18 protein-coding genes, 1 tRNA gene and 1 CRISPR repeat array are annotated in these 20,618 nt (G+C 38.4%); of the genes, 16 read left to right on the forward strand and 3 right to left on the reverse strand.

From position 1 onward, the window contains the following. Positions 1-27: 27 nt before the first annotated feature. The gene (gene cbiE, locus H6G57_RS15875) at positions 28-1,323 is read left to right on the forward strand and encodes a precorrin-6y C5,15-methyltransferase (decarboxylating) subunit CbiE (protein ID WP_375539530.1); all 1,296 of its coding nucleotides are present in this window, start codon (positions 28-30) and stop codon (positions 1,321-1,323) included. A 320-nt stretch (positions 1,324-1,643) separates the two neighbouring features. Beyond that, positions 1,644-2,329: a CRISPR direct-repeat array (repeat unit 36 nt; unit sequence CTCCCCACTCGCTGGGGAAATTAATTGATTGGAAAC). Positions 2,330-2,653: 324 nt separating this feature from the next. On the opposite strand, the gene H6G57_RS15880 is transcribed toward cbiE, so the two are convergent. Both H6G57_RS15880 and H6G57_RS15885 read right to left on the reverse strand, forming a co-directional pair. Beyond that, positions 2,654-5,398, reverse strand: a complete 2,745-nt coding sequence (locus H6G57_RS15880; protein ID WP_190520169.1) for an efflux RND transporter permease subunit — start codon at positions 5,396-5,398, stop codon at positions 2,654-2,656. 84 nt (positions 5,399-5,482) lie between these two features. Continuing rightward, on the reverse strand, positions 5,483-5,842 hold the full coding sequence (locus H6G57_RS15885; RefSeq protein WP_190520171.1) for a hypothetical protein: 360 nt from the start codon (positions 5,840-5,842) through the stop codon (positions 5,483-5,485). Positions 5,843-5,908: 66 nt separating this feature from the next. Between H6G57_RS15885 and H6G57_RS15890 the strand changes: the two genes are divergently transcribed. From H6G57_RS15890 to H6G57_RS15935, 10 genes are all read left to right on the forward strand, one after another. Beyond that, on the forward strand, positions 5,909-6,610 hold the full coding sequence (locus H6G57_RS15890; protein WP_190520173.1) for a YdcF family protein: 702 nt from the start codon (positions 5,909-5,911) through the stop codon (positions 6,608-6,610). Positions 6,611-6,726: 116 nt separating this feature from the next. After that, positions 6,727-7,794, forward strand: coding sequence for an ATP/GTP-binding protein (locus H6G57_RS15895; protein ID WP_190520174.1), 1,068 nt, complete (start codon positions 6,727-6,729; stop codon positions 7,792-7,794). Positions 7,795-7,797: 3 nt separating this feature from the next. Continuing rightward, positions 7,798-8,454, forward strand: a complete 657-nt coding sequence (locus tag H6G57_RS15900) for a DUF3226 domain-containing protein (protein ID WP_190520177.1) — start codon at positions 7,798-7,800, stop codon at positions 8,452-8,454. 587 nt (positions 8,455-9,041) lie between these two features. Beyond that, complete coding sequence (locus H6G57_RS15905; RefSeq protein WP_190520178.1) at positions 9,042-12,110, forward strand: ABC transporter transmembrane domain-containing protein; 3,069 nt, start codon at positions 9,042-9,044, stop codon at positions 12,108-12,110. Positions 12,111-12,471: 361 nt separating this feature from the next. After that, on the forward strand, positions 12,472-14,157 hold the full coding sequence (locus tag H6G57_RS15910) for an HlyD family efflux transporter periplasmic adaptor subunit (RefSeq protein ID WP_190520181.1): 1,686 nt from the start codon (positions 12,472-12,474) through the stop codon (positions 14,155-14,157). Between the two features lie 30 nt (positions 14,158-14,187). Next, entirely contained in the window at positions 14,188-14,574 is a 387-nt protein-coding gene (locus H6G57_RS15915) for a HetP family heterocyst commitment protein (protein ID WP_190520183.1), read from the forward strand. A 435-nt stretch (positions 14,575-15,009) separates the two neighbouring features. Next, positions 15,010-15,237, forward strand: coding sequence for a hypothetical protein (locus H6G57_RS15920; protein ID WP_190520185.1), 228 nt, complete (start codon positions 15,010-15,012; stop codon positions 15,235-15,237). A gap of 113 nt (positions 15,238-15,350) precedes the next feature. Beyond that, complete coding sequence (locus tag H6G57_RS15925; RefSeq protein ID WP_190520187.1) at positions 15,351-15,626, forward strand: hypothetical protein; 276 nt, start codon at positions 15,351-15,353, stop codon at positions 15,624-15,626. Between the two features lie 303 nt (positions 15,627-15,929). Then, positions 15,930-16,769 carry a hypothetical protein gene (locus H6G57_RS15930; RefSeq protein WP_190520189.1) on the forward strand — a complete coding sequence of 280 codons (840 nt, stop codon included), beginning with the start codon at positions 15,930-15,932 and terminating at the stop codon, positions 16,767-16,769. 29 nt (positions 16,770-16,798) lie between these two features. Then, positions 16,799-17,530 carry a peptidylprolyl isomerase gene (locus tag H6G57_RS15935; protein WP_190520206.1) on the forward strand — a complete coding sequence of 244 codons (732 nt, stop codon included), beginning with the start codon at positions 16,799-16,801 and terminating at the stop codon, positions 17,528-17,530. Positions 17,531-17,581: 51 nt separating this feature from the next. Here H6G57_RS15935 and H6G57_RS15940 read toward each other — a convergent pair. Beyond that, positions 17,582-17,668, reverse strand: a tRNA-Ser gene (locus H6G57_RS15940). An 85-nt stretch (positions 17,669-17,753) separates the two neighbouring features. Between H6G57_RS15940 and H6G57_RS15945 the strand changes: the two genes are divergently transcribed. From H6G57_RS15945 to H6G57_RS29760, 5 genes are all read left to right on the forward strand, one after another. Then, complete coding sequence (locus H6G57_RS15945) at positions 17,754-18,122, forward strand: 2Fe-2S iron-sulfur cluster-binding protein (protein WP_190520190.1); 369 nt, start codon at positions 17,754-17,756, stop codon at positions 18,120-18,122. Beyond that, a complete protein-coding gene (locus H6G57_RS15950) occupies positions 18,052-18,801 on the forward strand; it encodes a thermonuclease family protein (RefSeq protein ID WP_190520191.1) in 750 nt (249 codons plus the stop codon). The genes H6G57_RS15945 and H6G57_RS15950 overlap by 71 nt, the downstream gene beginning before the upstream one ends. A 32-nt stretch (positions 18,802-18,833) precedes the next feature. Then, entirely contained in the window at positions 18,834-19,655 is an 822-nt protein-coding gene (locus H6G57_RS15955) for an inositol monophosphatase family protein (RefSeq protein ID WP_190520192.1), read from the forward strand. Positions 19,656-19,883: 228 nt separating this feature from the next. Continuing rightward, the gene (locus H6G57_RS28700) at positions 19,884-20,333 is read left to right on the forward strand and encodes a transposase family protein (RefSeq protein WP_199314333.1); all 450 of its coding nucleotides are present in this window, start codon (positions 19,884-19,886) and stop codon (positions 20,331-20,333) included. Continuing rightward, on the forward strand, positions 20,252-20,618 hold a 367-nt coding region (locus tag H6G57_RS29760; RefSeq protein WP_375539531.1), incomplete at its 3' end, for a transposase. The genes H6G57_RS28700 and H6G57_RS29760, both read left to right, overlap by 82 nt.

A 20,618-nucleotide genomic window follows, 5' to 3' on the forward strand; every position in this document is an offset into this window, starting at 1 on the left:
GTACATTAATTATTAATTTGAAATTCTATAATGATTTATGTTGTTGGTATTGGGTTAGATGGGAGATCAGGACTGAGTGAGTCTGTTCTTAATATCATTGCAGGTGCAACTGTATTAGTCGGAAGCGATCGCCATTTAAGTTATTTTCCTGAACATCTAGCTGCTCGTTTAATCTTAGGAGATTTAACAGAAATAATTGTTTCTATTCGTCAGCAATTAACAAGATGGGAAATTGAAAAAAAACAATCTACTAATAATTATATTGTCATTTTAGTATCGGGTGATCCGTTATTTTTTGGATTAGGTCGTTTATTAATTGCTGAATTTCCGCCGGAACAATTAACGTTTTATCCCCATATTAGCTCGATTCAATTAGCCTTTAATCGGATTAAAATTCCTTGGCAAGATGCACGAATTCTAAGTGTTCATGGTCGTTCTATGGAAACCTTAATTCAAGCTTTACAACAGGGAGCAGAAAAAATAGCAATTTTAACGGATAATCTTTATAATCCCTCGGCGATCGCTCAATTAATCAAGAGTTTAGATTTACCAAGTCGTTATCAATTTTGGGTCTGCGAAAATTTAGGGGGAAAGGATGAACGAGTCCAACAATGGGAGATAGAATCTTTAAAAAATCCAGAATTTTCTTCCTTAAATATTGTAATATTATTACGTGAATCTGGTTTAAGAATAGAGCCTTTAGAGTTATCTAAAATTCCGACTTTTGGCATTCCTGATCAACTGTTTTTCAGTTATAGCGATCGCCCTGGACTGATGACAAAGCGGGAAGTTAGGACTTTAATCTTAGGAGAACTAGCTTTACAGCCGAAACAAACGATTTGGGATATTGGAGCCGGGACGGGTTCGGTTTCGATAGAAATTGCCAGACTTTTTCCTGATTCTACCGTTTATTCTATCGAAAAAACAGCCGCCGGAACAACTTTAATTGAACAGAATCGCCAACGATTTCAAGTTAATAATGTCGTTTCTATTCATGGTGAAGCTCCCGAAATTTTACATCATTTACGCTCACCGAATCGGATTTTTATTGGGGGAAGTGGAAACAATTTAAGCGAAATTTTAGGGATTTGCAGTATTCGTTTATCTCCGGGGGGTGTGATGGTTTTAGCCTTAGCAACCATTGAACATTTAAACACGGCGTTAAATTGGTTAGACCAACGAAAACGCATTGAACGGAGTTGGAGTTATCGGATTTTAACGGTACAATTATCCCGTTCCGTTCCCGTTGCTAATTTAACCCGTTTTTCTCCTCTCAACCCTGTTACGTTGTTAACGATTTGTCACCATAGTTTATTTGCGTAAGTTAAGTTTAAGCAGGTTGGCTTGGTAAGCTTCGCAATCCCTCTGGGTCAGGGTTTTAGTTTGGGAGAAGGAATCGGAAGCAGAGGTTTGATGAGGAAGATGAGGCAGCTTAGAACAGGTAATCAACGATTTTATGGGCTTGCGAGGCTCAGAGAAAATGGCTGTAATACTGATTCTCTCATTGGGAACCCCGATATGGCTCTGGATAAAGGTTCTGGCGATTTTAGGAAGGGGCAAAATCGGGTTTCAGCCAACGAGTTTCCTGAGCCTCGAAAATGCCTACTAGACAGTCGATGGTGTATGGGTTTAAAATGGGAGGACTCCCCACTCGCTGGGGAAATTAATTGATTGGAAACCCAATACCTTTAGGGTTTTCAAGAGCTTTACCATCTCCCCACTCGCTGGGGAAATTAATTGATTGGAAACGTAGTGACAGTACATCTGTCTTTTTGATGTACTTTCTCCCCACTCGCTGGGGAAATTAATTGATTGGAAACTTGGTCTATAAGACCAAAGAAGACGTGACTTTGGGAGTAGTCTCCCCACTCGCTGGGGAAATTAATTGATTGGAAACACTCGTTGGGGAGATGAAGCCCTTAATGCTTGGGCTCCCCACTCGCTGGGGAAATTAATTGATTGGAAACGCACTCCTTAAGTGGTTTGAGGAAGTGAACTGGCTCCCCACTCGCTGGGGAAATTAATTGATTGGAAACTCATGACAAACATCGCCTCTTTTATCGTGGGTTTCGTTTTTCTCCCCACTCGCTGGGGAAATTAATTGATTGGAAACAGAGATGTCTAAATATTCTTGCGGGCTTTCCTTTGCTCTCCCCACTCGCTGGGGAAATTAATTGATTGGAAACCAATTCCATCTTCAGCATTTTCAGGCCCAATACGGCTCCCCACTCGCTGGGGAAATTAATTGATTGGAAACGAGAACAAGCGGAGTCGAAAGCTGTGTTTTCGCTTGCTCCCCACTCGCTGGGGAAATTAATTGATTGGAAACATATTGTTATGACCAATCAGTGTCAACTTTAAGGCTAAAAGTAGGCTAGGAAATCGAAAGTTCATTGATTTTTTTAAGCGTCCTAGATCCCCCCTAACCCCCCTTGGAAAGGGGGGAACAGGAGATCAAAGTCCCCCTTTTTAAGGGGGATTTAGGGGGATCTAATCTTAGCTATAATCAGAGGTTGTCCGTAATATAGCGCTACGCATTACGGTTAGGACATTTCTAAATTCTCAAACCCTTTCACTTCTTACTGTTCCCTGTTCCCTGTTCCCTGTTCCCTCGCGCGTAGCGCTATAGTATCGGGAAATTGAGCAACAAAATCTATCGTTTAAATCGTTGTTTAATTTTTAACCATTCATCCTCTAACAACGTATTTAAAACAGGAACTACAATTAAACTTAATAAGGTCGATGTCATTAACCCCCCAATAATTGCAACCGCCATCGGTTGTCTTAATTCTGCTCCTGCTCCTAACCCTAATGCAATCGGTAACATCCCTAAAATCGTTGAGGCGGTGGTCATAATAATCGGTCTTAAACGTACAACCCCCGTTTCAATAATCGCATCATTTCGACTCATGCCTTTTTGACGAAGTTGGTTGACATAATCCATCAGAAGTAATACATTTTTATCTAATAATCCTAATAGGAAAATTAACCCAATTAACGAGATAATTCCAAAAGCACTTTGAGTCACTAATAACGCTAACATTGCCCCAACTAAACATAAAGGCAGCGTTAACCCCACCACCGCAGGTTCCACCCAACGACCAAATAATAAAAATAGTAACCCCAGCATACAAACCACCGAAAACAGTAGTGTTACCAGAAAACTATTTAAAACTTGACCAATTCTGGCAGAATCTCCGGTTAATTTTAAGGTGACTCCATTGGGAATTAAAGGTTGGGCAATATTGAGCACTTGATGGGTTGCATCTCCTAATAATTGACCTTGACTTAAATTCGCCGTAACATAAGCCGCCCGTTGACCATTAAAGCGTTCAATTTGGTTAATCTCATTAGATGTATTTTCTTCTCCTGTTGCTCGAACATCCACAAAACCGGGTAATTTTGCGACTTTTTCTTGAAGGGTTTTGGCAGTCTTTTTTAACAGATTTACATCTTCTCCAACTAACACAATTTGTAAGGGTTTTTCATCTCCTGTTTCCACAAATTGCAAATCTTCTACACTAACGGTAACATTATTAATAGAAGGTAAATTTTCTCGAATTTGATCTTGTGCTTCTAAAGTGGTAAGTTGACGATCATTTTTTAATTTTACATAAATTCTGCCTTTATTGGGTTGTCCTTTAATGCCAATAATGGTAAAGGCTTCTTCCACATCAGGGGTATTTAAAACAACCTGTTCGATTTTATCTCCTGTTGTACGAGTTTTTCTCAGAAATAATTGAATGGGATTTCGAGCTAAATCAGTTAACCAATTAAACGCCCCTGGCTGTTGAAACATATCCGTTTCTGCGGTTGGTGTATCGGTGGGGGTTTCTTGGGTTTGAGAATTATTTTGAAGTTGAAGATTAGAAATTTGAGGTAAAGGATAGGAATAATTAATCACAAATTCTCCTCGGTCTAATCGAGGTAAAAACCCTTGAGGAACTAAAGGAATTAAAGCTAAACCTGCTATAAAACTTAAGATAGCCATTAAAATAACAAGTTTACGATGGTGAAGTGACCATTGTAATAATCGACGATAGGTTTCAATGATAAGGTTAGATTGAGGATGATAATTTTCGGGTTTATTTTGAATAGGTTTTAACCAATACACGGCTAAAACTGGGGATAAAGTTCTAGCCACTAATAAGGAGATTAAAACCGCCGAAGAAATCGTTAATGCAAAGGGTTTAAAAAACTGTCCTAACGCATCTCCCATAAAGGCAACGGGGAGGAAAACAGCCACAATTGTTAAGGTAGAAGCAGTTACGGTTAAACCAATTTCATCTGTTCCTTTAATAGCGGCATCTCTGGGGTTTTCTCCAGCATCAATTAATCGGGCAATATTCTCGACATCAACAATAGCATCATCAATCACAATTCCAATCACTAACGCCAAAGCTAATAACGTAATAGTTTCTAAATTAAATCCCGCGATTGCCATTACAATACAAGTCCCTAATAACGATGTGGGAATGGCTAAGGCGGTGATGAAAGTAGCTCTTAAATTTCTTAAAAAAGGAAAGACAATGGCAATCGCTAAAATTATTGCTAATAAGAGTTCTTCAATTGTCGAATGGGTAGCTTTGCGAATATAATCCGCTTGAGTTTCTGCTAAATTTAGCTTGACATTGGGGAAATTTTGTTGTATATTATTAATAACAGTTTCAACTCGATTCACGACTTCCAAGGTATTAGCATCACTGCGTTTTATCACCTGAACTGCTATAACATTTTCTCCCTGATATCGAACCAACGTTGGCGGGTCTTGAATTAAGGTTTGAGAACTGGATAAAGAAGCGATATCCGATGTTCCTTTCCGGGTTAATCCATCTCCTAATAAATTTACCTTGAGCACACCCGGTAAAGCGTTAAGTTGAGGAATAATTTCAGTTTTTGTTAGTTCTGTTAATTCTTTTAACGTTAGACTTTGACTTTGAATGGCGTAGGTAATGGCTGTTGATTCATTTAAGTTTAAGGGAATAACAGTATACGTTGTTTTCCCAGGTAATTGAATATTTTTTAAAGTTGTCTCTACCTGGTTTGTAGAAGATTCTAAACTCGTTCCGACTAAAAAAGCTAAACTGATAATACTTCGACCTGGGTAAGTCGATGAGCGAAAATCATAAACTCCTTCAATAGATTTTACTTGATTTTCAATAGGTAAAGTCACCTTTAATTCCGTTTCTGTTGCGGTAGAAATCGGTGCAGTGGTACTGACGACAACCACCGGAAATGTCACCTCTGGAAATAAGGCATATTTGAGACTACTAAATGCCAGCATTCCTGCTATAATTACGCCAATCCAAAACCCAATCACAATTCGAGGATGAGCAATACAAACACGAGAAATATTAAACCGTTCTCGAACAGCAGGTTTTAGAGGAGACTGAATCATAGGGAATCTGGACAATTAATGAGCATTAAACTATTTATTGTATCGTTAAGGGTTGATTTTGAAGGGTTAACCCTCAACATTCGTTTAGTTAAGCAATTGGGTCGCACAGTCAATGCCTACATCCACAAACTCATCAGGGGATTCTTTGGTTTTTTGAGCTTGAGTATAGAGCTTTAGAAATTGATCTAACCTATACTGAGATTGAAAGCGATTAATGGTACATTGACAAACAATTTTTGCCTGTTGTTCGGTTAAACCTTCCTGAACACTGCGTTGACTACAACCGTTTAGATAACCTTTAACAATTTCTTGCGGATATTGATATTTCGGCTTGGGTTGACTCGCATTATTTTGGGCAAAAGTCGAGACCGGATAAAGTCCAAACCCCCAGAAGAATGTTAAAGAAAACAAACTAACAACAACAAGAGGATTGATAATATTCATAGAGAATTGGTTCTAAATCCTAGAATAACTTTCAATTTCCAATCCTAACGAGAACAAGACTCCCAGATGAATTGGCAACGTTTACAATTTAAACACAAATTCGGTCTCAAAATTTTACTCCTCAGCATTGTGGTGGTGTTCATTGTGTTGCTGAGTCGTGTATTCCATCAAACTCAAGGGTTGTCTATGGCGTCTCAACAACCTGTAGATACATTTTTTGTCCTGGGGGGAAGTATTCGACGGGAAATGTATGTGACGCAACTGGCCAAACAAAATCCCGATATTCGCATTTTAATCTCAACGGGATCAGATGATCCTTGTATTGTAAAATTATTTGAACGGGAACACGCATCAACGCAACAAGTTTGGTTAGAAAAGTGTGCAAAGTCTACCTTTGATAATTTTTTTTACAGTCAACCGATTCTCAGCCAATGGCACGCGCATCATGTTAAATTAATCACCTCTGGCACCCATTTACCCCGTGCAAAATGGATGGCTCAAATTCTGTTAGGATCTCATGGAATTTGGGTCGATGTAGAAACTGTAAAAGAAACGGGGGTTCCTGCTAATCGAGAGTTATGGTTAAAAACAGGACTTGATCTCACCCGAACTGTTTTATGGGCCTTAGCCAGTCAAGTGATTCAACCGTCCTGTTCTAATTTTATTCAGCTTCAGGAAGTGAATCTTAAAAAGTGGTGTCAGGAAAAATTCTCCTGTGAATATCAAAGTGGTCTTAATCGGAAATCAATCTGTGAAGCTCAGAATTAAGATTTATTTTTTACAAGAAAGAGCTTGATTGAAGCAATTATATCTTAAAATAGAACAATCTAAGATCCATTCTCTTGAGTTAGCATGATTGATAATTCTTGTTGTTTGATTAAGTTATGTTAAAGTCATTAAAAATCGAAAATTTTCGATGTTTTTCCACCTTCGAGCTACAACAGCTTGGGCGGATTAATCTGTTAGTTGGAACTAATAATAGTGGGAAAACTTCTATTTTAGAAGCGATTCAACTTTTTTACAAACGAGATAGCCTAGAAGGTTTATCTGAAATTATGATCAGTCGAGGTGAATATCTTTGGAGTGATGAGGAACAAAAAACTCGTGAGCTTGATCTTCGCCATTTATTTTATGGTCATCAAATAAATTTAGGGAGTTCGTTCTCAATTTCTGGAGAATATGATGATTTTCGAGAAAATCTTTCGATTGTTATAGAACAAGATCAACAACTTCAATTATTTGATTATCTAAAAGATTTTGTCCTGTTGATCAAATGGCTGGGCAAAGAAAAGGGTAATTTAGAATTCCCCTTATCGTCTAATTTAGGTTTGTCTACAGATTTAATCAGAAGATTTCGTAGAAATCCTGTAAAATCAACACTAAAAACCCAATTTATTACCTCATCTTCTTTGAGAACTCAAACAATGATGGAGTTGTTTGATCAAGTTGTTTTAACCCCAGAAGAAGATTTAATTACAGACGCACTAAAAACCCTTGATCCTAAAATAGAACGAATTGCTGCCCTCGGTTCTGACAAAAATAGTTTCAGATCAAATAGAGGATTTGTTATTCGTTTATCGGATAGCGATCAACGCATTCCAATTGGAAGTATGGGAGATGGGATCTGGAGAATTTTAGGTTTAACATTAGCCCTTGTCAATGCGAAAAATGGCGTTTTATTAGTTGATGAAATTGATACGGGATTACATTTTAGTGCCATGTCTGATATGTGGAAATTAGTCTGGAATACTGCCAAACGACTCAATATTCAAGTATTTGCTACAACTCATAATAGTGATTGTTGGACAAGTTTAGCTGATCTGGCTAATTCTGAAATCCTAGATGGAGATGGAATTAAAATTCATAGAATAGAGAAAAATAAACCCAACAGTATTGTTTTTAATGAAAATCAAATGGTAATTGCGGCTGAACGAGGAATTGAGGTACGATAATAAATGACAAAAAATAGTCGTTCTAATAATGTATTACTGGTGGAAGGAAAGGAAGATGTTCGCGTCATCCCAGAATTAATCGAAGCTAATGGAATTGCTTGGGGAACAAAAAAGAATCCTGTTGTCTATATTCAAGAAAATAATGGTTATGATAACCTGATCAAGCCCGATGTGATTTCTACTGAACTAAAAGCATCGGGATTATCTGCTTTAGGTATTATGATTGATGCAGATGATGACCCTAGAGGACGATGGCAAAGTCTTAGAAATACTTGTTTGAGTAGTATCCCTGATCTTCCCGAAAAATTACCTGAAACAGGTTTAATTCATCTGACATCTAATCAAGTTAGATTTGGGGTTTGGATGATGCCGGATAATCAAATGCAGGGGATGTTAGAAAACTTTATTGCCTATATGATTCCTGATGAAAGTGAATTAATTTGGCAATTTGCTCAAAACATCACAATAGAAGCAAAACAAAAAGGAGCATTATTTAAAGAAACTCATCAGGATAAAGCAAATATTTATACTTGGTTAGCTTGGCAAAATCCTCCAGGACGACAACTTCATCAAGCAATTAATCAAAAAATTCTTAACCCTAAACATCCCAAGGCACAGAAATTCGTGAATTGGTTTAAAATTTTATACAATTTATCCTAGTTTTTGGGGTTGATTAACCCATTCAAGGGTCGATCAGCAAAAAAAGCAGCAAACCCTTGCCACTACTGGATTGTTTATCGTTCAAGCTGGAATCCTTTTCCTATATGCTTTTGAAGCCGTTTTTAAGGCAATTTTTGTCTAAGTTCCACTAACCGTAACCTCCGAATCCTAACTTTATATAAACTTTTGTTTCAAAAGTCCCTCAACCTTTTATCTCATAGGTATTACAAGCCCTAGGATTTCACCTGTCAATGTAAAGATCAAGTTAAAGATTTAATTAACTTGAGCGCAATGTCCTGAAATGGAAGGACACCCTGGATCAATATATGCCATGATGGCAACAGATCTTACGTCTATAGACAACTGGGTTGAATATCAGAATCCTCTACTCATCTGAAAAGCAATCTTGTTGTTAGACCGCAGTTTTTACTGAATTCCGCTTGACTCTTGTTTGTGGGAATCTTCCTAATCAAGGGGGTTTCACCTTTGCTAAGAAGCATGGAACCGAAGGCTAGAGAAGCCTAATTTCATATTTCTACGGGTTGTTTCACGGATTGCTAATCTACACTATTTATTCCCTCGGAACAATGATTAATCCCAACTTTACAAAACGGGATCGGCTGTCTAGCTCTAGCTCAAACCGATCTCCATCTTTATTAATGACAACCTTAGAAAATTTATTAACACAAATCCAAGCCGATACTACTCATGTTAAAGCGTGGAGTCAACGCTGGCATTTGCAATCGTTCCAATTCGGAGATTGTATTGATTGTTTACCGCCTTCGGCTGAAACAAAAGTTAGCAATGTTTACTTAGTGCTTGAAGGTCGAGTTCGACTTCTGGCTGAGGACAAACATCTCAATCGAGAGGTTTCGGTTTCAGTTGTTGAACCCGGTGAAACCTTTGGCGGAGATCAAGCCGGATGGAAATATGTACCTTTATCCTATCAAGCGATCGCCGCCAGTGATGTTATCGTTGCTTCAATTCCGATGGTCGAACTCCAGACCCAAATTAAACAGATTCCTCCGCTACAAACCTATTTACAAACCACCATTGAAAACCGACAACGGTTATTATTCTTTAAAACCCAAACCAACTTGCGACGGTTCACCAGTCACCGACTCCAAGAGATTTTATCGAACTGCACCGAACATCGCATCAGTGCTGGAACTGCCTTACAGAAGGCGATCCCAACGGAACAAGGACGATTTTGGCTGTATCAAGGACAAATTACAGGGGCCGATAGCGTTCCCCAAGTGGGCGATAGTTGGGGAGAACCCGATCCTATCCCCTCAGAATGGATGGCGTTAACAAAGTTAGTTTTGTATCAAATTCCAACCGAAACCTTGCAGACCACATCTGTACAAGGGGGGAAATCCCCGATTCGGAAACAACAGATCACCGTATCTTCTCAACCTGCAACGGTGAACCCCCCTGCGGTTATTGTTCCCCAAACCGCGCAAATTCTCAGCTTTCCCCAACCTAAACGTCAACGAGTCTGGCGAGGATTTTGGCAACGCTATCCGTTTATTGAACAGCAAAGTTCCTCCGACTGTGGGGTTGCTTGTTTGGCGATGATTAGTCAGTATTGGGGAAAATATTTGAGTATCAATACCCTGCGTAATATTGCGGATGTGGGACGCTCAGGGGTATCTTTAAAGAACCTCACCCTCACATCAGAACGCTTAGGGTATCAGGCGCGACCTGTACGGGCAAGTTTGAATCGTTTAGAAACTGAAAAAAACCCTTGGATTGCCCATTGGCAGGGAGATCATTATGTTGTGGTCTATAAAGTCCGTCGTCATCAAGTGGTGATTGCTGATCCCGCCGAAGGCAAAAAAACCCTCTCTCGTCAGGCGTTTTCAACGGGATGGACGGGCTATGCTTTATTGTTAGAACCGACAGATCAATTCTATGAACTTAAAGAGCAAAAACGCTCTCTCGGTCGGTTTGTGGGGGTAATTTGGCCTTATCGATTTTTGGGATTACAAATTATTCTGTTATCTCTCTTAATTCAGGTCTTTGGGATTGTCACTCCGTTATTAACCCAGATTATTTTAGATCGGGTGGTGGTGAATAAAAGCATCACGGGTTTGAATGTATTTACCTTGGGATTGTTATTATTTGGTCTGTGGAGTTTAGGCTTATCTTCGATTCGACAATATCTATTAAGTTACTTATCAAATCGTTTGGATTTAACTTTAATTGGGGGGTTTATTTATCATGCTCTACAACTTCCTTTAAAGTTCTTTGAGTCCCGTCGTGTCGGGGATATCATTACTCGGGTTCAAGAAAATCAGAAAATTCAACGGTTTCTCGTCGGTCAAATTTTGTTGTCTGCGTTGAATGTTATAACGGGGTTTGTGTATTTGGGATTGATGCTTTATTACAACTGGAAGCTGACAATCTTAATTTTAGGAATTGTGCCTTTAATTGTTATCCTAACTTTAGCAGCAACGCCAATGTTACGGCATATTTCCCGTCAAGTCTTTAATGCTGCGGCTGATCAAAATTCAACTTTAGTAGAAATGATGACGGGAATTAATACGGTGAAAGCCGTCGCGGCGGAACCGGAATTACGATGGCGTTGGGAAGAAAAATTAACCCAACAAATTAATGTTCAGTTTAAAGCCCAAAAATTAGGAATTAATTTGGGATTTATGAGTGGGTTAATTAATTCTATGGGTAGTACATTTTTACTGTGGTTTGGTGTCAATTTAGTGATTCAAGATCAATTAACAATTGGTCAGTTTGTCGCCTTTAATATGATGCAGGGTTATGTAATTAGTCCGATTCTGGCTTTAGTGGGATTATGGGATGAATTGCAAGAAGTCTTAATTTCCGTAGAACGGTTAAATGATGTATTTGAACAGGAACCGGAAGAAAGCCCTCAAAAACCGTTAATTATATTACCCAGAATTCAAGGAGAAATTCATTTCGATAACGTTACTTTTCGTTATCAAGAAGATGCAGAAACGAATACTTTGCAAAATATTTCGTTTCACTTTTTACCCGGTCAAACCATTGCCATTGTTGGGCGCAGTGGTTCAGGAAAAAGTACCCTTGTTAAATTATTGCAAGGGTTATATCATCCCACAACCGGACAGATTTATGTGGATGGACATGAAATTCGTCATGTTTCTCCCCCGTCTTTACGCACACAAATGGGCGTTGTTCCCCAAGATTGTTATTTATTTTCAGGAACGCTTTTAGAGAATATTACTCTCTATCGAGATGAATATCATTTAGATCAGGTGATTGAGGCTGCTAAATTAGCAGAAGTGCATGGGTTTATTCAGAGTTTACCATTAGGATATTATACTAAAGTTGGAGAACGAGGTTCAAGTTTATCGGGAGGACAACGGCAACGAATTGCGATCGCAAGAGCCTTATTAGGTCATCCTAGAATTTTAATTTTAGATGAGGCTACCAGTTCTTTAGATACTGAAAGTGAACACCGTTTTCAACGGAATTTAGAACAGATGCAACGTGCTCGCACCACGATTATTATTGCCCATCGTCTTTCAACGGTCAGAAGTGCTGATTGTATTCTGGTTTTAGACCGAGGGATTTTAGTAGAAAAAGGAACCCATGAACACCTGATGGCGACTCAAGGACTCTACTACCATTTAGCCCAGCAACAACTGGATTTATAAAAATCAACAAACCCGAAATAGAAACATCAAATTGAGACGTGAAGTTTCCCCTGTCTCCTCTGTTTACAAAACTTTGTAAATAAAGTTGCCAAATTGGCAGTCTCAAATTAGAAGTTACCCTAGTATAAATACAGAGGATTCTGATCAAAACCGAAACACTAGCCTAAACGTAAGATTACTGAAACCCTGGGTGGCAGGCTACAGCGCGTTTGTATGCGGTTGTGAGTCTCAGTCACCCTGTAATCTGTGCCGTTCTTTTTTTGTCAACAGTCAATTTTAAATCCCTGTTTTCCAATTCAACCTAATTTCATAAAAAACCATTCAGATATCAATTTTTATCGGCTAGTTTTTACATCACCTTATGAAACCGTATCAACTGTTTTCCTGTTTCAAGGCAAATCTTGATCATGACCCAGACCCCCAATTGTCGATAACCAAAGAGGAGGAATACTTACAGGATCTACAATTCAGTCGGGAAGAGCAAGAACAAATTGATCAGATTTATGGCGGGATAGGGGGTTCTGTTTCCTTTCCCGGAGTGACACCTCCCTTAACAGATGTTGTCGCCAAAAAATCTTCCCATTTATCCAGTTTTCTGGCTCCAAAAGCAGACTGGTCAAGTGCTTTACAATCTTTACTTGATCAACCGCCAGCGTCTTTTCCTCTGCAATTAATGTTGGGAGGATTTATTTTTTGTGTGGCGTTTGTCGCCTGGGGATATTTTGGAACCGTTGATGAAGTGGGTCAAGCCAGAGGTCAATTAGCACCCCAAGGGGAAGTTTATAAAATTCATCCCGTTGAGTTAGGAAAAGTTTCTCAAATTCCGATTAAAGAAGGACAAACTGTTAAAAAAGGTGAGGTTTTAGCCGAACTAGATCGACAGATTGCCACGACCGAATTAACGAGATTACAACAACAACTCACCTCCTTGAAAGCTGAACAAACTCAAAAACAAGGCTTAATTGAACGGATTTATTTAGAAGCACAAACTCAATCGGCGATCGCCACGGCTAAAATTCAAGCTCAACAGGCAAGTATTGAACGAGTAAAAAGCCAAATTGCCTGGAATCAACGGTTACTAAATCAACTCAATTTTGAAGCCAAAGTAACTCAAGAACGAGTTGAATCTTTACAACCCTTAAAAGCTGAAACTCAAACCCTAATTGAAAAATTACAGGAGGGAGAATTAGCGGCTCAAGAACGACTAGAACGGTTAAAACCCTTGTTAGAAAGTGGTGCTATTTCTAAAGACTTAGTGTTTCAAGCCGAACAAAATCTGCGGGAGCAACAACGAGCCATTGTTCAAGCGCAATTATCAGAAAAAAATAGTACCCAAGAACAGATTTTTCAAGCGGAACAAAGTTTCAGAGATCGGCAAAGATTAATCACCCAATCTCAAGGAGAATTACAACAATCTCAAGTTGAAATTGAACAATTGAATGCGGAATTAGCCCAAAGACAAGCGGAAGCGAAAACAATTCAAGTTGAAACCCAGCAAAAAATTCAACAAACTGAGTTAGAAGTGACGCAGTTGCAAGCTCAAATTAAAGACACTCAAAACTTGATCGCAACGGCTGAAGCAAAACTTCAAGAACGATACCTCTATTCCCCCGTTGATGGTATTGTTTCTACCTTGAATGTGTTTAATCAGGGAGAAGTGATTCAACCCGGACAAACCGTTGCTGAAATTACACCCAAAAATGCACCTCTGATTTTAACTGCCAGTCTCCCCAACGACAAAGCCGGATTTGTGAAAACCGGAATGTCGGTTAAAGTCAAATTTGATGCTTATCCTTATCAAAATTATGGGGTATTTGAAGGGACTGTTAACTCAATTTCACCCGATACTAAAATCGATCAAGGAGTTGGCCCTGTTTATAAATTAGAAATTGTGTTAAAAAAGGACTATGTTTTGCAACAGGAGCAGAAAATTCAGTTAAAACCCGGACAAACGGCTAGTGCGGATATTATCATTCGTCGTCGTCGGATTCTGGATATTCTGCTCAATCCGATTCTGCAATTGCAGAAAAATGGCATAGATTTGTAAAACACTACTTACAACTTAGGAGTAAAGGAAATGTCTGCTCAATATTCCTACAATAACTCGAAAGTCGCTAAAACCCTCAGTGAAGAACAATTTGAACAAATCCTAGATGCAATTCTATCGGGAAAATATTCTTGGGCTTGTGTTTTAATTCTTCGTTTTGCTGGGTATAATCCACTGCATTATATTCCGTATCGTACTTACAACCGACTGGCTAAAGATAATAATTCTAATTCTCAGCCTCCAACTAACACTGTTGCGGTTCAGTCCAGCCTTAAAACTAAGACCTCTGCTAATGTTACCCAAATTCGAGACTTAACTTATTTAGAACCCATCCCTGAAATGGGTGATGGCGTTTCGGGGGGATGTCGAAATTTCGATGATTCTGAACTCTTCTCTACCCATTGGAAAATGAACTAAACCCCAGACCCATTTTATTTTCTGTTTCCCGAAGTTTAAAATAATTTTTTTGAGTCTCCTGTTCAAAATTCTTTAAAAAACCACTTTTCTACATCTTTCCATTTTTTACAATCACCTGTGTTCAAACAGGTTTTTTTGTGAACATTCTTTAAAAAAATGCCATTATGGCAATAAGCATCCTGAAACTTAATTAAAATACTATTTGATGACCTTGAATAAAATAACCTTCTCTGAAAGTTATTTTTAATTTTCAGAGCGTACTTATGATTATTTTTTTTGAAATGAAGAGTTTTCAATCTATTCATCTCAAACCTAAAAATAATTAACAAATATGCCAAAATGGCAACACATTAAAGGAAAAGCAAATTATATTATAAACATCAACAAACAAAGAAAGTTGAGACCCAAAACACTTATCCTTTTAGGAGAAAAACAATGTTAATTCAAGATTTAAACCATTTAGAAGTTGTTAGTGAAGAGTCCCATATTGAAGGTGGTTTAGCTATTGCTAATGCCTATGCTTATTCTTCTGCCTATGGTTCAAATTTTGCTGGGACTAGCACCAGCACTTCTACCTCGGTATCTTCAGGATCTTATTACTGGTATTATTATTACGGGCCTTCATCTAACTCTAATTCTTCTAGTTCTGCGGCTGCTTACTAAGCAAATATCGAATTCAGCTAGGGTATACACCTAGCTACAATACAATCGCTGAAAGCTAGTTCAATTTTATCATTGACAGCTTTCAGTATTTTTCTACTCTTATGGAGAAGTTTATGAGTCAGATAACAATTACTGATTTAAGTTTTTGTGAAAATAGAGGTACTAATACACCGGAAATAAACGGTGGCTATGATTTCCCTCGTCTTTCTACATCTTTCAGCGCTAATTTTAGTTCCAGTTTCAATGCCTTCGTCAGTATTTACCAGTTCAGTGACGGTGGTGGTTCAATATATCTTAATTCTGATGGTGCTGCTGCTGGTGCTGCTGCTGGTGCTGTTTCAGATGGAAGCACATATACTTATGCCTATGCTTCAACCTATACAGCTTAACTCCTTGTGCGTGGGTTTGTTTCTCATCATTCACTTTGTCATCCCCTAAAAATCTTTAACACAGAAAAGTTCCTATTCATTATAATAGGGACTTTTTAGTTTCAAGATGATTTTAACAATAATTATTAGGGTGGAAGATAAAGAAATCCATTCAGCGAACCTTGCCAAAATGGCAACATTTATCGATGTAAGCTAGTTAAAATATAATTTTACAATTGAGTTCAAAAAATTAGTAAAACCATCTGATCTGAAAATTATTTAATTTTTAGAGTTTTACTAAATTATCTAATTCTCTTTAAAAAAATGGAAAATATTACCAACAGTTTCAATGATATTTCTGTAATCCTAGACGAGCTTGAAATTACAGTTTATCCGAGCGATATGGTTAACTCTTCCAATGGAAATATGCAGGAGAATAGTTCTAGTTCGACTGCTGTTGTCAATGATATTGGTGCGGGAGGAGAAAGTGAAGCCACAGCGACTTCCCCAACTGGAGAAGTTCAATATAGTAGCGAGTCTGTATTTACTCCGGGTGCGACCTCTAGTGAAGCCAGCGCAATAGCTATTAGTAGTACGGATACATCCCCGACTACAGAAGCAACAGTGGTGACAACATCTCAAACAGATAACTCACCCTTAACTCCGATTATTAATCCCGATAATAATTCTAGTTCTAGTTCTAGTATTTCAATTCAGATTAGTCCCGAACCGAATTATTTAACCGTTATCCCTTCTGAAACTGAACGGATACCACAACTGGGAAGTATGGAAAATGATCTACTCATTGGTACTCATGAAAATGAGGCAATATGCGGGTTTACAGGTGCAGATGTGTTTGTTTTAAGTCCTAATCCTAATTTCCCCAATTCCAACCCGAATTTAGCCGATATAATTATAGATTTTAATCTGGAAGGAGGTGATAAAATTGGATTGTCTGAAAACTTAATAGCTCAACCCTTAATATTAGAAACCTTTGATTCTAACGCTGATGGAAGCCTTGATGCGACTATAATCAAACTCGGTAGTAATAGTCAATCTGAAGTTCTCGGTAGTGTGTTAGGTACAGTTTCTGCACATGGACAAACAACATTAACGCCTGCCCATTTTACCGTAATTTCTCAGAATATGCTCATGTTAGACTAAAACAGTTTGGGATTAGATACACAATGATCATGGTGCAACTCTCCAAGGACTTACTTGATGAAGAAATTATTGGCTTCCTGAAACACCATCTGGAATTTAAGGACGTTTATCAGAAAATATTGTCTCAAAAAGTCATTAATCAAGTAGCTGAGGAAAGAGGTATTATTGTAACGGCTGAAGAAATTCAAAATCAAGCTAACCAACAACGTTATGCCAAACGCTTAGAAAAAGCGGCGGATACCTTAGCTTGGTTAGCTGACCAAATGATCACCTCCGATGACTGGGAAGCGGGAATTCGAGAACATCTTTTATCTGAAAAATTAGCAGAATCTTTATTTACTAAAGACGTTGAAAAATACTTTATTCAAAATCGCTTAAATTTTGAGCAAGTTTCCTTATATCAAATTATTGTTCCCTATGAACGCTTGGCTAAAGAGTTATTTTATCAGATAGAAGAAGAAGAAATTAGTTTCTATCATGCCGCCCATTTATATGATATTGAGCCCGGACGTCGTGAACGCTGCGGATATGAAGGTAAACTCTATCGTTGGGAATTAAAAGCGGATTTTGCCGCCATTGTATTTGCTGCAACCCCTGGAGAAATATTAAGTCCTGTCAAAACTGACCAAGGTTATCATTTAATTTTAGTTGAAGAGTTTATTCAAGCTGAACTGACCCTTGAACGAACTCAAGAGATTATTCAAAAATTGTTTAAAGATTGGTTAGCGAGTGAGTTAAATTATCGGCTTTATAATGCTTAAAATACAAACAGAGACGCAGCTTGTTGATCAACTGCGCCTCTGAATTTAAAACGGAGAGGGAGGGATTCGAACCCTCGTTAGAGTCACCCCTAAACGACATTTCCAGTGTCGCGCCTTCAACCGCTCGGCCACCTCTCCAGGGGGAAATATTTCGTTTTTTACCCACAAAAATATATATTATCATAAGTTCTGGAAAGTCAACACTCTCTCAAAAAATTTTTTTATGTCCCGTTCCCACCGAATAGAAATTCATTATCGCCAGACGGGTGAACGCTATTACGTCAACGTTCCCGAAAATCGGTATATTCTGCAAAGCGCTGAAAATCAGGGGGTAGATTTGCCCTTTTCCTGTCGCAATGGCGCCTGTACCACCTGTGCGGTGCGGGTGGTTTCTGGCCAGTTGCACCAGTCGGAAGCCTTGGGACTCACCCCAGAGTTACAGAAACAGGGGTATGCGTTATTGTGCGTCAGTTATCCCCGTTCAGATTTAGTTGTGGAAACCCAAGACGAGGATGAAGTATATGAACTTCAATTCGGCCGCTACTTTGGTAAAGGCAAAGTTAAAACCGGATTACCTTTGGACGAAGATTAATTTACTCAAATTGAGAACATCTGAATATCAATTCAACTTCCTCTTCCTCAGCTTTTTGAACTGGGAAAGTCAAGGTAGGTTAATTGATTTCAGGTTTCCAACAAAAGGGTATGGTGGACTATTATTGGGAATTTTGCTGTTTTTAACCAGTTGTTCTCAACCTGACCTTCCTAAAGGAATCTTTACTAAAGTTGAACGAGTGATTAGTGGTCAAACCCTGGAAATTCTCGATAAAACGGGTAAAATTCCGGTATTGCAACAAGTTCGGTTAGCAGGAATTACTGCACCTGACTTGAAACAAGACCCTTGGGGGATTAATGCTAAACAATATTTAAAACAACTGTGTGAGGGTAAAAAAATTCTCTTAGAAGCAGATTTAAACAATAAAGATCGCTATGGTCGCATCTCCGGCTATATTTGGTTAAATCAAACCTTGGTGAATGAAGAATTAGTTAAAAGCGGATCTGTCTTAGCAGAAATTTCATCCGTTTATCGCTCTGTTACCTCAAATTTTCAGACTCAGTATCGTCAACGGTTGAACTATGCTCAAGAATATGCTCGACTCATGGGAAATGGCATTTGGAACCCAGAAAAACCCATGCGTTTAACTCCAACTGAATTTCGACAACAACAACCGCAGAGTAATTTTAATAGCCCTGAGTTGCTGAATATTAACTGAAACCTGAAACCTACAACCTAATCCTTAATAATATGAGTAAAAACGAATTACAGTTTTTTTTAGATATAGCGACTTTAGCGGCTCAGGCGGGGGGTGCTGTTTTAAAATCCTATTTAGGGAATTTAGAAGATATTCAAGAAAAAGGACGGTCTGGGGATTTAGTTACAGAAGCGGATAAAGCTTCGGAAGCTGCCATTTTATCGGTGTTAGAACGTTATGTCCCTGACCATGGCATTTTAACAGAAGAATCTGGAAAATTAGGAGATCTAACCAGTCCTTACCTGTGGGCTATTGATCCGTTAGATGGAACAACAAATTTTGCTCATCAATATCCGTTTTTTTCGGTTTCTATTGGGTTATTAATTGAGGGTATTCCTCAAGTGGGGGCTATCTATGATCCGTTTCATGATGAATTATTTCAAGCCGCCAAAGGATTAGGCGCAACTTGCAATAATCGTTTAATCAATGTTTCTAAAATTGATACTTTAGCTAACAGTTTATTAGTTACTGGCTTTGCTTATGATCGTCGAGAAACGCCGGATAATAATTATGCGGAATTTGCCTATTTAACCCATTTAACTCAAGGGGTTCGTCGGAGTGGCGCGGCTTCAATTGATTTAGCTCATATTGCTTGTGGACGTTTAGATGGCTATTGGGAACGGGGTTTATCTCCTTGGGATATGGCGGCGGGAATTGTATTAGTAGAAGAAGCCGGAGGGAAAGTAACGGCTTATGATACCAGTCCCTTTGAAATACGTTCGGGTCGAATTTTAGCAACTAATGGTTATTTACATGAACGTTTAAGTCAAGCGTTAATAGAAACCCCACCGTTATCGAGTTGGAAAGATAAATAAAGGTTAAACACTTAACCGCTTAAACTCAGTTTTTGCTTCAGTCTTAGAATTACTGAAATTAAGTTAAGGTATTCTAATCAATCCTTGAGAATTGTTTTATTTTTTAAAAGATTGTCAGGAAATTCTGATATTTTATTGATAATTTCTCTCAAATAGTTGACGGAATCGGCTCTCCTGAATAAATAGTGTAAAATGTAGCGTAAGCTACGTTTTACACTCCGACTGAATATGGACTTTCAATTAGAACGCTTGCTCAACCTCCCGAATATTACGGTGTTCAGTTGCCAAGAACAAGAAGGTTTTGTTGTTCTTAAGTTAGAATTATTAAACGAGGGAATTACTTGTCCACATTGTCAAAGTTATACCGATCATATTCATCAAACTCGCTCAATGTTAATTCGAGATCTATCTATTTGTGGGCAGGGAGTTTATTTGCATCTTCCCCGTCGCCAATTTTATTGTGCTGGATGTAAAAAATATCCAACAGAACCCTTAGAATTTGTAGAGAAAAGGAGGAATTACACCATTCGTTATGAAGAATATATCTATGAAAGAGTTAAAGAATTAACTGTAGAGCAAGTCAGCCAGAACGAACAATTAAGCCCTCATCAAGTGGGAAGTATCTTTCACAGAATCGCCCTTCAGAAAAAAAAAGCTGGGGAGAGCCGGAAAAATTAAGCTTAGATGAATTCAGCCGTCAAAAAGGAAAAAGAAACTTTGTTACTGTCGTAAGTGATCTATCGAATGGTTCGTTATTAGAAGTCATTGATTCTCATAAAAGTTCAGAGATTATCGAAGTGTTAAAGCAGCAACCCGAATCAATGAGAGCCAAGGTTAAAGAGGTTTCTGTGGATATGTGGGGAGGATTTAAAAAAGTGATTCGGGAAGTTTTTCCTAATGCTTTAATTGTCATTGACCGATTTCATGTGATGAAGTTAGTCAACAGTTCTCTGAATCAACTTC

The organism is Planktothrix sp. FACHB-1365 (assembly GCF_014697575.1).
GTDB lineage: Bacteria > Cyanobacteriota > Cyanobacteriia > Cyanobacteriales > Microcoleaceae > Planktothrix.

Excerpts from the sequence above, each read along its gene's own strand:
- H6G57_RS15885 (WP_190520171.1), bottom strand. The coding sequence starts at position 5,842 with ATGAATATTATCAATCCTCTTGTTGTTGTTAGTTTGTTTTCTTTAACA.
- H6G57_RS15880 (WP_190520169.1), bottom strand. The coding sequence starts at position 5,398 with ATGATTCAGTCTCCTCTAAAACCTGCTGTTCGAGAACGGTTTAATATT.
- H6G57_RS15895 (WP_190520174.1), top strand. The coding sequence starts at position 6,727 with ATGTTAAAGTCATTAAAAATCGAAAATTTTCGATGTTTTTCCACCTTC.
- H6G57_RS15950 (WP_190520191.1), top strand. The coding sequence starts at position 18,052 with ATGAACTTCAATTCGGCCGCTACTTTGGTAAAGGCAAAGTTAAAACCG.
- H6G57_RS28700 (WP_199314333.1), top strand. The coding sequence starts at position 19,884 with ATGGACTTTCAATTAGAACGCTTGCTCAACCTCCCGAATATTACGGTG.
- H6G57_RS15905 (WP_190520178.1), top strand. The coding sequence starts at position 9,042 with ATGATTAATCCCAACTTTACAAAACGGGATCGGCTGTCTAGCTCTAGC.
- H6G57_RS15920 (WP_190520185.1), top strand. The coding sequence starts at position 15,010 with ATGTTAATTCAAGATTTAAACCATTTAGAAGTTGTTAGTGAAGAGTCC.
- H6G57_RS15955 (WP_190520192.1), top strand. The coding sequence starts at position 18,834 with ATGAGTAAAAACGAATTACAGTTTTTTTTAGATATAGCGACTTTAGCG.
- H6G57_RS15935 (WP_190520206.1), top strand. The coding sequence starts at position 16,799 with ATGGTGCAACTCTCCAAGGACTTACTTGATGAAGAAATTATTGGCTTC.
- H6G57_RS15900 (WP_190520177.1), top strand. The coding sequence starts at position 7,798 with ATGACAAAAAATAGTCGTTCTAATAATGTATTACTGGTGGAAGGAAAG.
- H6G57_RS15915 (WP_190520183.1), top strand. The coding sequence starts at position 14,188 with ATGTCTGCTCAATATTCCTACAATAACTCGAAAGTCGCTAAAACCCTC.
- H6G57_RS15925 (WP_190520187.1), top strand. The coding sequence starts at position 15,351 with ATGAGTCAGATAACAATTACTGATTTAAGTTTTTGTGAAAATAGAGGT.
- H6G57_RS15945 (WP_190520190.1), top strand. The coding sequence starts at position 17,754 with ATGTCCCGTTCCCACCGAATAGAAATTCATTATCGCCAGACGGGTGAA.
- H6G57_RS15930 (WP_190520189.1), top strand. The coding sequence starts at position 15,930 with ATGGAAAATATTACCAACAGTTTCAATGATATTTCTGTAATCCTAGAC.
- H6G57_RS15910 (WP_190520181.1), top strand. The coding sequence starts at position 12,472 with ATGAAACCGTATCAACTGTTTTCCTGTTTCAAGGCAAATCTTGATCAT.
- H6G57_RS15890 (WP_190520173.1), top strand. The coding sequence starts at position 5,909 with ATGAATTGGCAACGTTTACAATTTAAACACAAATTCGGTCTCAAAATT.